The organism is Sphingomonas jaspsi DSM 18422 (genome assembly GCF_000585415.1).
Taxonomy (GTDB): domain Bacteria; phylum Pseudomonadota; class Alphaproteobacteria; order Sphingomonadales; family Sphingomonadaceae; genus Sphingomicrobium; species Sphingomicrobium jaspsi.
On the sequence record NZ_KK073876.1, the window covers coordinates 2,272,228 to 2,285,996 of the forward strand.

The following is a 13,769-nucleotide window of genomic DNA, read 5'->3' on the forward strand; positions in this document are numbered from 1 at the left end:
CGATTAGCGCGGCAGGCGTTCCAATATTTCGATCCCGCGTTCCAGCGCGCGCAGCTCGCTCGACGCCAGTTTTGCGAGGCGGCCCTGGAGGCTGCCGTCGGCGGCGGCTGGCTGCTGCATCAGGCGGCGTCCCTCGTCCGTCAGGCGCAGCTGGAGGCGGCGGCGGTTTTCGGGGTCTGCCTGTCGTTCGACCAGACCCTGTCGCACCAGCGCGTCGATTGCGCGGCTGACCGCGGGTGCGCCGCGCCCGACATGGTCGGCGACCTGGTTGAGCGTTGCCGGCGCCCTGGCGTCGACGGCGGCGAGGAGGTCGCGCTGCTGGCCCATCGCCTTGGCGGCCGCGGTGTCGCCGCCGAGCTGTTCGACCAGTCTTGCGAAGCGCGACGCTATGGTCGCCGGTGTTGCGTTCCCCCACATGAAGTTGAAGCTATCAAAGTTTTCGCATTTGGCAAATTTGTGAGCTAGCAAGAGTCATGAGCCAGCGCACCGCCCTGCCCCGTACCGTCTGGATCCTGGGGATCGTCAGCCTGCTGATGGACCTGTCGAGCGAGATTTATCACGCGCTGTTGCCGGCGTTCCTGACGGTCACGCTGGGCCTGCCGGTGGCGGCGATGGGCGCGCTGGACGGGGTTGCCGAAGCGACCGCCAACATGGCCAAGCTGGTCAGCGGGCGGCTGAGCGACCGGCAGGCCAAGCGAAAGCCGTGGGTCCTGCTGGGCTATGGCATGGCAGCGCTGTCGAAGCCGCTGTTCCCGCTGGCGCAGGGCGTCATCCCGGTGCTCGGCGCGCGGTTCGTGGACCGGATCGGCAAAGGGATCAGGGGAGCACCGCGCGACGCCATGATCGCCGACGAAACGCCGCCCGAACTGCGCGGCGCGGCCTATGGCCTCAGGCAATCGCTCGACACCGTCGGCGGATTCCTGGCGCCGATCCTGGCGGTCGGGCTGATGATCTGGCTGGCGAACGACATCCGGACGGTGTTCTGGATCGCGGTGGTGCCGGCGATCCTGTCCTTCCTGTTCGCCGCGACGATGCTGCACGAAACCGCGACCGGGCAGCCCATGCCGAAGGCGAAAATGGCGTTCGCCGGATTTCGGCGCTTAAGCGAACCGGTCAAGCGGCTGCTCGGCATCGGCTTCCTGTTCGGGGTCGCGCGCTTTTCGGAAAGCTTCCTCATTCTGAAGGCGATGGACGTGGGCCTGAGCGCACAATGGTCGCCGCTGGTGCTGGCGCTGTTCAGCCTCGCCTACCTACTGCTCGCTTATCCGGCAGGCGCGCTTAGCGACAAGGTATCGCCGCGCACCCTGCTGCTGGCGGGGATCGGTGTCCTGATCGGGGCCAATATGTTGCTGGCCGAAGCGACCAGCATCTGGGTGGTCGCGATCGGCGTGGTGCTATGGGGCGCGCACATGGCGCTGACCCAGGGCATCTTCAGCCGGATGATCGCCGACGCCGCCCCTGACGATCAGCGCGCGACGAGTTTCGGCGCATTCTTTTTCGTCAGCGGCATTGCCGCGCTGATCGCGAGCCTGGCCGCGGGCCTGTTGTGGGATCGAGACGGGCCCGCGATGACCTTCATGGCGTCGAGCGGCGCGGCAGCGATCGCAGGCGCGATGCTGTTCCTGCTGCCCGACAAGGCGCTGAAGACCGACTAGCGTCGGAAGGGCGGCATCCGTCCCGCAGTTGCGTCGCGGTCGACGAACATATGCTTGAGCGCCCCGCCGACGTGAAGCACGAACAGGCCGATCATGGCGAAGGCCAGCGGTTCGTGCACCTCGCCGATGTCCGGGGTCGGAATGGTCGGGAATTTGAGGCCGCCGACGAGGTCGGTCATCGCGCCGCCCTTCGACACCAGCATCAGGCCGGTGAGCGGAAGCGCGAACAGCAGGACGTAGAACAGGCGGTGCGTCCAAGTCGACACCGTCTGTTCCCACTGCGGCATCGTCGCCGGATAAGCGGGCGGCGGGTTCTTCAACCGCACCGCCAGCCGCACGATTGCCAGCAGCAGCAGCGCGACGCCCACCGACTTGTGGAGCGTGAACAATTGCGCCCGTTCCGGGCTGCCCTTCGGATAGTCGCCGAATTCGAACCCAAGGTAGACCTGCCAGATGATCAGCGCGGCACTGAGCCAGTGGATAGCGGCCGTCGCGGTTGAGTAGCGCCCCATCTTGTCGTCGGCGGTCAGGATGTCGTCGGCCATATTTGGTCACTCCACTGGGATCGGGATCAATCCCATTTGTTACCTGTCGCGCGCCACGCCGCAAGTCCCAGCCCGGCAGCCCCGGCAACGGCACCCGCGAAGGCCACCGCGAGGATGAGCCACTCACCCCATTGCGGCCATGGGTCATCGCCGAACAGGAACAGCCAAGCGACCCCCGCCGCGCCGCCGCCAAAGGTGATCAGCCCCGCCCAGCCGCCAATCCCGGCGGCCAGGGCGGTTAGCAGGATGCGAAGCCAGCGCGGCATCGGTTAGCGGGTGAACTTCTCGCCCTTGGCGGCCTTGTCGAGCAACAGCTGGCTGAAGCTGAAGTCGCTGCCCATGCGCGCTTCCTGCGCCTTCAGGCCGTCGACGATCTTCTGCAGCCCTTCGGTGTCGGCCCAGAACATCGGGCCGCCGCGGTAGACCGGCCAGCCATAGCCGTAGATCCAGACGACATCGATGTCGGACGCGCGCTGGGCCATGCCCTCTTCGAGGATTTTCGCGCCCTCGTTGACCATGGTGTAGAGCGTGCGCTGGACGATTTCCTCGTCGCTGATCTCGCGGCGCTCGATCCCCTTCTTGGCCGAGAAGTCCTCGATGATCTGCTGTACGACCGGCGAGGGCGTCGGGCGACGCTTGTCGTCATAATCGTAGAAGCCAGCGCCCTTCTTCTGGCCCCAGCGGTCGATCGCGCAAAGCGCGTCGCGCAGCGTTTCGATGCGGGTCGGGTCGCGATGCCAGCCGATGTCGACACCGGCCAGATCGCCCATCTGGAACGGGCCCATCGGCATGCCGAAATCGACATGAACCTTGTCGATCTGCGCCGGGGTCGCGCCTTCCAGCAGCAGCTTTTCCGCCTCGCGGTGGCGCGGGATCAGCATGCGGTTGCCGATGAAGCCGTAGCAAACGCCCGCGACCACGGCGACCTTCTTGATCCGCTTGGCGAGCTGCATCGCGGTGACCAGCACGTCGTCGGCGGTCTTGGCGCCGCGGACGACTTCCAGCAGCTTCATCACGTTGGCGGGCGAGAAGAAGTGCAGGCCGACCACGTCCTGTGGGCGGCTGGTGACCGCTGCGATCTCGTCGATGTTGAGGTAGCTGGTGTTGGAGGCAAGGATCGCGCCCTGCTTCACCGTGGCGTCGAGCTTGGTGAAGATTTCCTTCTTCACATCCATATTTTCATAGACCGCTTCGATGACGAGGTCGCAGTCCGCGAGCGCGCCGAAGTCGAGCGTGGGCGACAGCAGTCCCATCGCGCCTTCGACCTGCTCGGTCGTGAAGCGGCCCTTGGCAGCGCTCGCTTCGTAATTCTTGCGGATGACGCCGGTGCCGCGATCCAAGGCTTCCTGCGCCATTTCGACGATGGTCACGGGGATGCCGGCCGACAGGAAGTTCATGGCGATGCCGCCGCCCATCGTGCCCGCGCCGAGCACACCCACCTTGTTGATGGCGCGCGGCTTCACGTCGTCGGCGATGCCGTCGATCTTCGACGCCTTGCGCTCGGCGAAGAAGAAATATTGCTGCGCCTTGGCCTGGATACCGCTCATCAGTTCCATGAACTTGGTGCGTTCGACGTTGACGCCCTCAGCGTACGGCAGCTTGGTAGCGGCCTCGATGCACTGGATGTTGGCTTCCGGGGCGTCGAAACCCTTGAACTTGCGCGCGTTGGCCTTGCGGAAATCGTCGAACACCGAAGGATCAACGCTGCTGACCTTGTCCTGCTTGGCTGACGAAATCGGCAGCGGGCGGATGTCCTTCACCTCTTCAGCAAAAGCGACGGCATGCTGCAGCAGGTCGCCTTCGATGATGCGGTCGATAAGGCCCGCGGCCGACGCTTCCTTGGCGCTAATCATCTTGCCGGTGGTGGCCATTTCGAGCGCCAGCGGGACGCCCGCGACGCGCGGCAGGCGCTGCGTGCCGCCTGCGCCGGGGAGGATGCCGAGCTTCACTTCCGGAACGCCGAATTTCGCGGTCGGCACGGCGACGCGGTAGTGCGAGGCCAGCGCCACTTCGAGCCCGCCGCCGAGCGCGGTGCCGTGGATCGCCGAAACGACCGGCTTCGAGCAGCCTTCGATGATGTCGACGACGGTCGGAAGCATCTGTTCAAACGCCTTGGGCGTGCCGAATTCGCTGACGTCGGCGCCGGCGAAGAAGGTCTGGCCGACGCAGGTGATTACCACCGCCTTGACCGCGTCATTGGCCTCCGCCTCCGCGATAGCGGCGACCAGGCCCTGGCGCACCGCCAGGCCGAGCGCGTTCACCGGCGGGTTGTTGCTGGTCACGACCAGGATGTCGTGGTGAAGCTGGGTGGAGATGGGGCTGTCGGTCATATTACTCTCCGAAAAATCAGATAGCCGTGCGGCCATAGGCTTGAAGGTTGACGGGGTGCGTCGAGGACAGGCCGCCGTCGACGACCAACGCATGGCCGTTGACGTAGCTGGACTCGTCCGACGCGAGGAACAGGGCGGCGTTGGCGATTTCGATCGGCTGTCCGCCGCGTTTCAAAGGATTGAGGTGGCCGAGCTTGTCCTCCTGCCCCTTGGCGCGGGCGCGGTCGTAGACGAATTCGGTCATGCCGGTTTCGATGAGGCCGGGGCAGATGGCGTTGACGCGGATGTTGCTGCCGGTGAGCTGCTGCGCGCCCAAGCGGACGAGGTTGATCACCGCCGCCTTGGACGCGGTGTAGGCCGGGCCGCCCGCGCCGCTGCGCAGGCCGGCGACGCTGGCGGTGGCGATGATCGAGCCGCCACCACGCGGTTTGATGGCGGGGGCAGCGTGCTTGATGGCGAGGCCGACGCTGGTGACGTTGACACGCAGGATTTCCGCCCAGTCTTCCTCGGTCTGCTCGAAGATAGAAGCGAGGCCGCCGCTGATCCCGGCATTGGCGTAAAAGATATCGAGGCCGCCGTGCTGCGCCACCGTGTCGGCGACCAGCTGTTCGATGTCGGCCTCGCGCGCGGCGTCGCAGGTGACGTCGGCGCCCTTCAGGTCCGCGCCCACCACAGCCGCGCCTTCGCGGCGGAACAGGTCGACGGTGGCCTTGCCGATGCCGCTACCGGCGCCGGTGACGATGGCGATCTTGCCCGCCAACCTCACAGGCCGACCCCGATGGTGCTGCCGCCGTCGACGATCATCGCCTGGCCGGTCATGAAGGTCGACGCATCGCTGGCGAGGTAGACCGCCGCGCCGGCGATCTCGCGCGGTTCGCCGATGCGGCGAAGCGGGGTGCCGCGCGTGACCATCTTCAGCGTGTCGGGATTTTCCCATAGCGCGCGGGCGAAGTCGGTCTTCACCAGCCCCGGCGCGATGCAATTCACGCGCACGCCCTTCGGCCCGAATTCAGCGGCGAGGTTGCGCGCCAGCTGAAAGTCGGCGGCCTTGGAGATGTTGTACGCGCCGATCACGGTCGAACTGGTCAGCCCGCCGATCGACGACACGATGACGATCGAGCCCTTCTCGCGCTCCAGCATTTCCGGCGCGACCATCGAAATCAGCCAGTGATTGGCGATGACGTTGTTTTCCAGGATCTTGCGGAACTGGTCGTCCTCGATCCCCGCCATCGGGCCATAATAGGGGTTGGACGCGGCGTTGCAGACGAGGATGTCGATGCGCCCCAGTTGACGGCGGGTTTCGTCGACGAGATGCTGTAGCGCTTCCTTGGCCGAGATGTTGGCGGCGATGGCGACGGCGGTGCCTTCGCCATGCTTCGCGTTGATCTCTGCCGCCGTTTCGTCGCAGGCGTCCTGCTTGCGGCTGGATATAACCACCTTCGCGCCCTGTTCGGCCATCGCCTCGGCGATCGCCTTGCCGATCCCGCGCGAGGAGCCGGTGATGATGGCGACGCGGCCGGTGAGGTCGAACAGGCTCATGCCAGCGCCTCGGCGTGCTTGGCATATTCGATCAGCGCGATGGCGCGGTTATGCACTTCGTCCGGGCCATCGGCGAAACGCAGGGTTCGGATGCCGGCCCAGCTCGCCGCCAGCGGCGTGTCCTGCGAAACGCCCGCGCCGCCGAACGACTGGATCGCGTCGTCGATCACCTGCAGCGCCATGCGCGGCGCCTTGACCTTGATCATCGCGATCTCGGCCTTGGCCGCCTTGTTGCCGACCTTGTCCATCATGTCGGCGGCCTTGAGGCACAGCAGCCGCGTGCAATCGATTTCGATCCGCGCTTCGGCGACGCGCTGTTCCCACACGCTATGGTCGGCGATGCGCTTGCCGAAGGCGACGCGCGATTGCAGGCGCTTGACCATCAGTTCCAGCGCTTCCTCCGCCGCGCCGATGGTGCGCATGCAATGGTGGATGCGGCCCGGACCCAGGCGGCCCTGCGCGATTTCGAACCCGCGGCCTTCGCCGAGCAACATGTTCGAGACCGGGATACGGACGTCCTTCAATTCGATTTCCATGTGACCGTGCGGCGCGTCGTCGTAGCCATAGACGCTGAGGAAGCGCTTGATGGTGATGCCCTTGGCGTCCATCGGCATCAACACCATCGATTGCTGCTGGTGCTTGCGCGCTTCGGTATCGGTCTTGCCCATCAGGATGGCGACCTTGCAGCGCGGATCGCCCGCGCCCGACGACCACCATTTGCGCCCGTTGATGACATAGTCGTCGCCGTCGCGGTCGATGCGGCATTCGATGTTGGTCGCGTCCGAGCTGGCCACGCCCGGCTCGGTCATCAGGAAGGCCGAGCGGATCTCACCGCGCATCAGCGGCGCGAGCCACTGGTCCTTTTGCTCGCGGGTGCCATAGCGATGCAGCACTTCCATATTGCCGGTGTCGGGCGCGGAGCAGTTGAAGACCTCCGCCGACCACAGGATGCGGCCCATTTCCTCGGCGCACAGCGCATATTCGAGATTGGTGAGCTGCTCGCCCTCGAACGGAAAGCTTTCGTCTACATGCTGGAGTGCGCCGCCGGGCGGCATGAACAGGTTCCACAGGCCGGCCTTCTTGGCGACCGGCTTCAAATCCTCGATCAGCGAAATCGGCTGCCAGCGGTCGCCCTCGTCGATCTGCTTTTTATAGTCCGCGACTCGCGGGCGGACATGCTCGTCGATGAAGGCCTTCACGCGGCTTTTGAAAAAAGCCTGCCGTTCCGTAAGGTCAAAGTCCAACCATCCACTCCCTGTTTGCGGCTGCGATCGGTCTCGCTTGAAAACCGGCTAGGACGGCGGCGCGCGAAGGGCAAGGGCAAGGCGGGTGGAACGGGTTTGGCAAACGACGGTTGAAGGATGATGCGCCGCCAAATCCCGATCCTCGCCGCCTTCCTGATGACCAGCGCCTGCCAGGTAAACCAGCAGGCCAACGACAATATGGTGGTCGAAGACACGGAGGGCGGCAACGCGCTGCCCGCAAACGACGCCATGGCGTCAGCCAATTTCGTCGACCCCAACGTCCCTCCCCCACCGCACATGGACCCGGATGCCCCGCCCCCCGCCGCCGAGAATACGGCTCAGGGTGCGGTGCGGAGAGCGTTGGAATATTGCGACGCGCTGGCCACCCGGCGCTTCGGCGATGCGTATCGGCTGTGGAGCGATAACGGACGGGCGAGCGGGCTGACCGAGGCCGAATTCACCGCCAAGTCCGCCGATGTGAAGGTCAGTGACTGTCAGTTCGGCGAGACCGGACCCATGGAAGGCGCGGCTGGGTCGATCTACATCGAAGTCCCGACCACCATTCGCGGTACGACCAAGGCCGGCCGGCCGCTCCGCATCGAAGGGCCGATCATCCTGCGCCGCGTCAACGACGTGGATGGGTCGACGGCCGAGCAACGGCGATGGCATATCGCCCGGGCCGAATTCCCCAACCTGTAAGGACGCTAGGGAAAGCCGCGCTTTTCCAGTTGCCATTGACGACCTTTCCCGACGGGCCAACATTGGCGCCTGAGGAGAGGATTCGATGAGCGATCTTGAGGCATTCCGCGCCAACACCCGCGCCTGGCTGGACGCCAACTGCCCGCCCGAAATGCGCGAGCCGATGAAGGGCGAAAAGGACATTTGCTGGGGCGGCCGTCACTTCACCTTCCAGAACGAAGCGCAGAAGCGCTGGATGGAGGTGATGGCGGAGCGCGGCTGGACCGTCCCCGACTGGCCGAAGAAATATGGCGGCGGCGGACTTTCGCCGGCGGAATCGAAGATCCTCAAAGAAGAGATGGCGTCGCTCGGCTGTCGCCCGCCGCTGACCAGCTTCGGCATCTCGATGCTCGGCCCGGCGCTGCTGAAGTACGGCAACGAAGCGCAGAAGAAGAAGTATCTCACCGAGATCGCGCGCGGTGAGATCCGCTGGTGCCAGGGCTATTCGGAACCCGGCGCGGGCAGCGACCTTGCCGGCCTTGCGACCAAGGCGGAAGACAAGGGCGACCATTACCTCGTCAACGGCCAGAAGGTGTGGACCAGCTATGCCGACCAGGCCGACTGGATCTTCTGCCTCGTCCGCACCTCGACCGAGTCCAAGCATGGCGGCATCAGTTTCCTGCTTTTCGACATGGAAAGCGAAGGGGTTTCGACCAAGCCGATCCTGCTGATCAGCGGCTACAGCCCCTTCTGCGAGACCTTCTTCGACGATGTGAAGGTGCCCAAGGACCAGTTGGTCCATGAAGAAAACAAGGGCTGGGACGTCGCCAAATATCTCCTCGGCCACGAACGCGAGATGATCAGCGAAATGGGCCTTGGCGGCGGCGCGGGCAGTTCGACGCTGGGCACCGCGCTTGGCGGGGTCGACGACCCCTATCTCAAGGCCGAGATCGCCGCGTTCGATGTCGATGCCCTGGCCTTCGCGGCGATGAGCGAGCGCTTCATCGACCAGCTGAAGGCGGGCGAGGCGCACCCCGCCCTCCCTTCGATGATGAAATATGCCGGGACCGAGCTGAACAAGAAGCGGCACGAGCTGGTGATGGCCGGCGGCGGGTCGAACGCGCTGGAGTGGGACAGCGAACGCTCGCGCGGCGGCAAGGCGGCGCGCGACTGGCTGCGCACCAAGGCCAATTCGATTGAGGGCGGGACGAGCGAAGTCCAGCTCGGCATCGTCGCCAAGCACATCCTTCGCCTGCCGGGAGCGTAAGATATGATGACCCTGACCGACGACCAGCGGATGCTGGCCGATACCGTCGCCCCCTTCATGGCCGACGAAGGCGCGATTTCAAAGCAGCTGCGCCACTGGCGCGACATCGGCTGCAAGGACGGCTTTGGTCATGGGCTGTGGAAGCAGCTGGCCGAACTCGGCCTGACCGGGATCATCGTTCCGGAAGCGCAAGGCGGCGCGGGGCTGGGCCAGGTCGAGGCCAACCTCGTGCTCGAAGAGATTGGCAGGAACCTCACCCCCTCGCCGTTTTTGACGACCGCGGTTGCAGCGGTGCGGGCGCTCGAAGGCTCGGCGCAGGCCGACCGCTGGTTCCCGGGCATCGTCGCGGGCGACACGGTCGCGGCGCTGGCGATCGACGAAGGTCCGCACCATGCCCCGGCGGCGGTGGCGCTGGAAGCCAAGCGGTCGGGCAACGGCTTTTCGCTCAGCGGTGCCAAGCAGTTCGTCGTCCATGGCGCCAGCGCCGACGTCATCCTGGTTGCCGCCCGCACGGCCGGGTCGGCCGGTGAGACCGACGGGATCACGCTGTTCGCCGTTCCGAAGGACGCGGCGGGCATGACGGTAGAGAATGTTGCGTTGACCGACGCGAGCAAGGCCGCGCGCCTGACATTCGACGGCTGTGCGGTCGATGCCGACGCGGTCGTGGGCGAGGTCGATGGCGGCTGGGCGCCGCTGTCGCGCGCGCTCAATGCCGGGCGCGCAGGCGCGGCGGCGGAGTTGGTCGGCGTCGCGGCGGGATCGGCCGAGATGACCTTCGACTATTTGAAGCAGCGCAAGCAGTTCGGCCGGCTGATCGGCGAGTTCCAAGCGCTGCAGCACCGCGCCGCGCACCTGTATGGCGAAATCGAGATCGCCCGGGCGGCGGCGCTGAAGGCGGCGCAGCTGCTCGACGCAGGCGACACCAAGGCCGAGTTAATGGTCGCGGTGGCCAAGGCCAAGGCGGGCAAGGTCGCGCGCCTGTCGGTGCAGGAAGGCGTGCAGATGCACGGCGGCATCGGCATGACCGACGAACATGACATCGGCTTCTACATGAAGCGGCAGGCGGTGCTGGACGAACTGTTCGGCAGCCCGCGCTTCCATTCCGCCGAGGTGGCGAGGCTCAGCGGCTATTAAGGCCGTTCGAGCAGGAAATTGATGCGCGCGGCGGCGATCGGCTTGGCGCGGTCGCGCTGCCAGGCGACGGCCTCGACATTGGCGATGCGGTTGCCCAGCCGTTCGACAATCGCTTCGGCATAAGTGTCGGTCGGGGTCCCGCCGCGCATATAGTCGACGGTGACGGTCGTCGGTTTCTTGACCACCGCCGGGTCGCCGATCGCCCGTTCGAGCGAACTGAAGGCGGCGAATTCCAGCAAGCCCGCGATCGCGCCGCCGTGGAGGAAGCCGGGACGGCCGACCACATCGTCGTGAAACGGCATCAGGTAGCGAACGGAATTGCCCAGGTCTTCGATCCGGAGGTCGAGCAGGCGGGCATAGGGCGGAAGGTCAGTCACGCCACCGCCCTAGCGGACGATGGGCGGCGCGTCAGCCCTTGGTCTTGTAGCCGCAGATGATGCCGAGGACGAAGGACGTGAACAGGGCAAGCGACACCCGGCCGTTCGGGTCCGACCAGTGGAAATAGTCCGCCCCCCATCCGAACAGGGCGACAAACATCATTGCGGCCAGTGCGACCATCGAAACCCCCACTCCGGCCGAACGAGATTCGACCGGGACGCATGCTGGCAGCCGATGGTAAATAAAGCGTGAAGCTTGCCCGCCGGGCAATTGGTCGCCATAGGGGCGCCAAACCTGCCCCAGCGAAAGGCCGACCCATGAAAGCGCGTGTGTTCGTGACCCTCAAGAACGGCGTCCTCGACCCGCAGGGAAAGGCGATCCATCACGCGCTGGAAGGCCTTGGATTCGGCGGCGTGAATGACGTCCGCGCAGGCAAGCTGATCGAGCTCGACCTCGCCGACGGAACCAGCGACAGCGACATCGAAGAAATGTGCCGCAAGCTGCTGGCCAACACGGTCATCGAAAATTTCAAGATCGAACGGGCCGCCTGATGCAGGCCGCGGTCATCGTCTTCCCCGGTTCCAACTGCGACCGCGACCTTGCCGTCGCCATCCGAGACGTAACCGGCAAGGCGCCGGCAATGGTCTGGCATCGCGAGAGCGAGCTTCCCGCGGGCACCGACCTCATCGCTATTCCCGGCGGATTTTCCTACGGCGACTATCTTCGGTCTGGCGCGATGGCCGCGCGATCGCCGATCATGAAGGCGGTGGTCGAAGCGGCCGGCAAGGGCGTTCCCGTGCTGGGCATCTGCAACGGCTTCCAGGTGCTGACCGAAACCGGCCTGCTGCCCGGCGCGCTGATGCGCAATGCGGGGCTGCATTTCGTCTGCCGCACGGTCGGCCTGAAGGTCGAAAACAGCCAGTCGATTTTCACCGCGCGCTACCAATCGGGCGAACAGATCGGCATCCCGGTCGCGCACCACGACGGCAATTTCCAGGCCGACGCCGAAACGCTTGACCGGCTGGAAGGCGACGGCCGGGTCGCGTTCCGCTACACCGAACAGGTCAACGGATCGGCCCGCGACATTGCCGGCGTGCTCAATGCACAGGGCAATGTGCTGGGCATGATGCCGCACCCCGAACGGGTGATCGAAAATGCGCACGGATCGACTGACGGCCGCCGCCTGTTCGAAGGTTTGCTCGAAGCCGTCGCCTAACGGGCGGTCCGTGCCGGGCGGTCGCTCGACAGGCGAAGCAGCGTGCCATTGTGATCTTCGACGATCAGGACCGATCCATCGGCCAGCTCCAGCAATGCCACCGGCGCCCCCTGGGGACGTAGGCCGGTCACTGCCTTCCAGCCGCTGACGATGTCGCGCAGGGCGCCGATCGGACGGCCGCTGCGATCGATCGGCAGGCTGACCAGTCGATGCCCCGCGGCGCGATATCCATGGAAGGCGATCAGCAATTTGCCCTTCAGGCCGCGTAGCCGCTCGCCGCGATAGACCAGCATCGAAAGCGGCGCGGCATGGGGCGGAAGCAGCATCGCGGGCGCATCGAACCGCTTGCAGTCCGCCTTCGGGAATTCGGGGCTGGGCCGGCCTAGGTCAAAGCAATAAGGCCAGTCGAACCGGCTGCCGCGATGCACGCGGAGCAGGACGTCGTGGGGAAAGCGCGCGTCCGCCAGCTTCGGGTCCGCCTGGTCGATCGCGTCGCGCCCGTTGCTCGCCGCCAGGATCGTGCCGTAGGGGGCCTCGGCCAGCGCGAGCGTATTCCGCATGCCGGTCGCGAAGACGGCGGCGCTTGGGGCATCGACCGGCAGGGGCTGGCCTTTGGCAATGTACAGATGGCTCGCGCGTGGCGGCCGCCCAGACAACTCGGCGCAGGGCCTGTCGGGAGGCGGACGCGCGCCGCCCCTGCCCTCGCAATTGTCGCTGGCCGAGCCGATGCTGACCAGCAGGCCGCCCTTCCGGTCGAGGAGCAGGCCCGGGAGGTTGTGGCGGCCGTCGCTGGGAATGCCGGTCATCAGCGTTACCATGGCGGCCGCGGGATCTGCGGCCTTGGGATCGATCCGCACCACCTTTCCCGCCAATGCCACGATCAGCCTGCCCCGCGCGTCGGCGACGATTGCGCCCGGCCGGTCCAGCCGGTCGATCACCACGCTGGCGACCCGCTCGCCGGGACTAAGCCGCAGCAGCCGACCATGGCCCGGCTCCCACGACCCCAGATCGGTGATGAAGAGGTCCTCCCCTACCGCGGCGACGCCGCGCGGAAAGCCCAGGCCAGCGGCGACCAGTCCGACGCAGCTACCCTTCGACGTCAGCAGTGAAACCCTGGGATAGCCGTCGCACCGGCCGTCGGCGGCATATGGCGCCTCTGACGACAAAAGCGCGGCGAGCAGGAGCAGCAGGACTGGACGCAACATCATCGGAAACCCCCTGCCCCGCAACTACGCCGGACGCGATGGTCCGGGCAACGGCCTTCGCGCCCTTTCCCGGCCAGCGGTTCAGCCTTGCGGCAACCAATGACGATCAATAGGGCAGGCCTGTGCGCGCCCGTAGCTCAGCTGGATAGAGCACGTGCCTTCTAAGCATGAGGCCGCAGGTTCGAATCCTGCCGGGCGCGCCATTTCCCTCCGGCGATTCCAGCTTGGTGTGATGACCGATGGCGCTGACCTCGGCCAGCAACAGGTCGCCAGACCGCGGCCGGCGATCGACGATCAGCGTGCGCGCCTTGCGCAGGTCAGCACGTCGCGTTGCGAAAGATTGCTTGGCGAGCCTCAGGCGTTCCTGACCGACCGGGACGATCGAATAGTCCGGCTGGCCGATCACCGACAATTTCGGTCCGTTGGTCCTGGTCATCTCAAGCTTGCGATCCCGATAGGCAATGAACTGCTTCTACAGGGGCGCGGGGGCGGCGACTACGGCCCGCTTGGCCACCTAGGAAGGCATAATGGCACGTCGATCACTGTCTATCGGTTAACGACGAAGAATGCACGACGTG

At 65.9% G+C, this 13,769-nt stretch carries 16 protein-coding genes and 1 tRNA gene; 7 read left to right on the plus strand and 10 right to left on the minus strand.

Annotated features, from left to right (window positions below; translation table 11 throughout):
* Positions 1 to 3: 3 nt before the first annotated feature.
* Positions 4 to 417: a MarR family winged helix-turn-helix transcriptional regulator gene (locus G570_RS11525; protein WP_051504386.1), complete on the minus strand. Its 414-nt coding sequence runs from the start codon at positions 415 to 417 to the stop codon at positions 4 to 6.
* A gap of 56 nt (positions 418 to 473) precedes the next feature.
* Between G570_RS11525 and G570_RS11530 the strand changes: the two genes are divergently transcribed.
* On the plus strand, positions 474 to 1,655 hold the full coding sequence (locus tag G570_RS11530) for an MFS transporter (RefSeq protein ID WP_037502477.1): 1,182 nt from the start codon (positions 474 to 476) through the stop codon (positions 1,653 to 1,655).
* Here the strand turns inward: G570_RS11530 and G570_RS11535 are convergent.
* Genes G570_RS11535 through G570_RS11560 form a run of 6 tightly spaced genes read right to left on the minus strand, consistent with a single transcriptional unit; the run spans position 1,652 to position 7,313 of the window.
* On the minus strand, positions 1,652 to 2,200 hold the full coding sequence (locus tag G570_RS11535) for a cytochrome b (RefSeq protein WP_051504388.1): 549 nt from the start codon (positions 2,198 to 2,200) through the stop codon (positions 1,652 to 1,654). The two genes, G570_RS11530 and G570_RS11535, sit on opposite strands and share 4 nt — an antisense overlap.
* Before the next feature lie 26 nt (positions 2,201 to 2,226).
* Positions 2,227 to 2,466, minus strand: coding sequence for a hypothetical protein (locus tag G570_RS11540; protein ID WP_037502479.1), 240 nt, complete (start codon positions 2,464 to 2,466; stop codon positions 2,227 to 2,229).
* 3 nt (positions 2,467 to 2,469) lie between these two features.
* Positions 2,470 to 4,530 (minus strand): 3-hydroxyacyl-CoA dehydrogenase NAD-binding domain-containing protein, encoded by a 2,061-nt coding sequence (locus G570_RS11545; protein WP_037502482.1) that lies wholly within the window; start codon positions 4,528 to 4,530, stop codon positions 2,470 to 2,472.
* A 16-nt stretch (positions 4,531 to 4,546) separates the two neighbouring features.
* The gene (locus G570_RS11550) at positions 4,547 to 5,296 is read right to left on the minus strand and encodes an SDR family NAD(P)-dependent oxidoreductase (RefSeq protein ID WP_037502483.1); all 750 of its coding nucleotides are present in this window, start codon (positions 5,294 to 5,296) and stop codon (positions 4,547 to 4,549) included.
* The gene (locus G570_RS11555; protein WP_037502486.1) at positions 5,293 to 6,069 is read right to left on the minus strand and encodes an SDR family oxidoreductase; all 777 of its coding nucleotides are present in this window, start codon (positions 6,067 to 6,069) and stop codon (positions 5,293 to 5,295) included. The genes G570_RS11550 and G570_RS11555 overlap by 4 nt, the downstream gene beginning before the upstream one ends.
* Complete coding sequence (locus G570_RS11560) at positions 6,066 to 7,313, minus strand: acyl-CoA dehydrogenase family protein (protein WP_037502488.1); 1,248 nt, start codon at positions 7,311 to 7,313, stop codon at positions 6,066 to 6,068. Before G570_RS11560 ends, G570_RS11555 begins: the two co-directional genes overlap by 4 nt.
* A 120-nt stretch (positions 7,314 to 7,433) precedes the next feature.
* Here G570_RS11560 and G570_RS11565 point away from each other — a divergent pair, with 120 nt between their 5' ends.
* The 3 genes from G570_RS11565 (at position 7,434) to G570_RS11575 (ending at position 10,392) form a co-directional block, all read left to right on the plus strand.
* Positions 7,434 to 8,012, plus strand: coding sequence for a hypothetical protein (locus G570_RS11565; RefSeq protein WP_169731756.1), 579 nt, complete (start codon positions 7,434 to 7,436; stop codon positions 8,010 to 8,012).
* A gap of 85 nt (positions 8,013 to 8,097) precedes the next feature.
* A complete protein-coding gene (locus G570_RS11570; RefSeq protein WP_037502491.1) occupies positions 8,098 to 9,258 on the plus strand; it encodes an acyl-CoA dehydrogenase family protein in 1,161 nt (386 codons plus the stop codon).
* A 6-nt stretch (positions 9,259 to 9,264) separates the two neighbouring features.
* Positions 9,265 to 10,392, plus strand: coding sequence for an acyl-CoA dehydrogenase family protein (locus G570_RS11575; protein WP_037504154.1), 1,128 nt, complete (start codon positions 9,265 to 9,267; stop codon positions 10,390 to 10,392).
* Here G570_RS11575 and G570_RS11580 read toward each other — a convergent pair.
* Together G570_RS11580 and G570_RS14090 are read right to left on the minus strand one after the other, a co-directional pair.
* Positions 10,389 to 10,769 (minus strand): PaaI family thioesterase, encoded by a 381-nt coding sequence (locus G570_RS11580; protein ID WP_037502494.1) that lies wholly within the window; start codon positions 10,767 to 10,769, stop codon positions 10,389 to 10,391. The genes G570_RS11575 and G570_RS11580 overlap by 4 nt on opposite strands.
* 31 nt (positions 10,770 to 10,800) lie before the next feature.
* Complete coding sequence (locus G570_RS14090) at positions 10,801 to 10,932, minus strand: hypothetical protein (protein ID WP_281169515.1); 132 nt, start codon at positions 10,930 to 10,932, stop codon at positions 10,801 to 10,803.
* Positions 10,933 to 11,087: 155 nt separating this feature from the next.
* On the opposite strand from G570_RS14090, the gene purS reads away from it, so the two are divergent.
* Positions 11,088 to 11,321, plus strand: coding sequence for a phosphoribosylformylglycinamidine synthase subunit PurS (purS, locus tag G570_RS11585; RefSeq protein ID WP_037502497.1), 234 nt, complete (start codon positions 11,088 to 11,090; stop codon positions 11,319 to 11,321).
* Complete coding sequence (gene purQ / locus G570_RS11590) at positions 11,321 to 11,986, plus strand: phosphoribosylformylglycinamidine synthase subunit PurQ (protein ID WP_037502500.1); 666 nt, start codon at positions 11,321 to 11,323, stop codon at positions 11,984 to 11,986. The genes purS and purQ overlap by 1 nt, the downstream gene beginning before the upstream one ends.
* Here the strand turns inward: purQ and G570_RS11595 are convergent.
* A complete protein-coding gene (locus G570_RS11595; RefSeq protein ID WP_051504390.1) occupies positions 11,983 to 13,194 on the minus strand; it encodes a PQQ-dependent sugar dehydrogenase in 1,212 nt (403 codons plus the stop codon). The two genes, purQ and G570_RS11595, sit on opposite strands and share 4 nt — an antisense overlap.
* 123 nt (positions 13,195 to 13,317) lie before the next feature.
* Between G570_RS11595 and G570_RS11600 the strand changes: the two genes are divergently transcribed.
* Positions 13,318 to 13,394: transfer RNA gene (locus G570_RS11600), tRNA-Arg, on the plus strand.
* The last annotated feature ends 375 nt before the right edge of the window (positions 13,395 to 13,769 follow it).

Bases quoted from the DNA above. Each gene is read 5' to 3' on its own strand.
- G570_RS11525 (WP_051504386.1), bottom strand. From the start codon at position 417: ATGTGGGGGAACGCAACACCGGCGACCATAGCGTCGCGCTTCGCAAGA.
- G570_RS11530 (WP_037502477.1), top strand. From the start codon at position 474: ATGAGCCAGCGCACCGCCCTGCCCCGTACCGTCTGGATCCTGGGGATC.
- G570_RS11535 (WP_051504388.1), bottom strand. From the start codon at position 2,200: ATGGCCGACGACATCCTGACCGCCGACGACAAGATGGGGCGCTACTCA.
- G570_RS11540 (WP_037502479.1), bottom strand. From the start codon at position 2,466: ATGCCGCGCTGGCTTCGCATCCTGCTAACCGCCCTGGCCGCCGGGATT.
- G570_RS11545 (WP_037502482.1), bottom strand. From the start codon at position 4,530: ATGACCGACAGCCCCATCTCCACCCAGCTTCACCACGACATCCTGGTC.
- G570_RS11555 (WP_037502486.1), bottom strand. From the start codon at position 6,069: ATGAGCCTGTTCGACCTCACCGGCCGCGTCGCCATCATCACCGGCTCC.
- G570_RS11565 (WP_169731756.1), top strand. From the start codon at position 7,434: ATGCGCCGCCAAATCCCGATCCTCGCCGCCTTCCTGATGACCAGCGCC.
- G570_RS11570 (WP_037502491.1), top strand. From the start codon at position 8,098: ATGAGCGATCTTGAGGCATTCCGCGCCAACACCCGCGCCTGGCTGGAC.
- G570_RS11575 (WP_037504154.1), top strand. From the start codon at position 9,265: ATGACCCTGACCGACGACCAGCGGATGCTGGCCGATACCGTCGCCCCC.
- G570_RS14090 (WP_281169515.1), bottom strand. From the start codon at position 10,932: ATGATGTTTGTCGCCCTGTTCGGATGGGGGGCGGACTATTTCCACTGG.
- purS (WP_037502497.1), top strand. From the start codon at position 11,088: ATGAAAGCGCGTGTGTTCGTGACCCTCAAGAACGGCGTCCTCGACCCG.
- purQ (WP_037502500.1), top strand. From the start codon at position 11,321: ATGCAGGCCGCGGTCATCGTCTTCCCCGGTTCCAACTGCGACCGCGAC.
- G570_RS11595 (WP_051504390.1), bottom strand. From the start codon at position 13,194: ATGATGTTGCGTCCAGTCCTGCTGCTCCTGCTCGCCGCGCTTTTGTCG.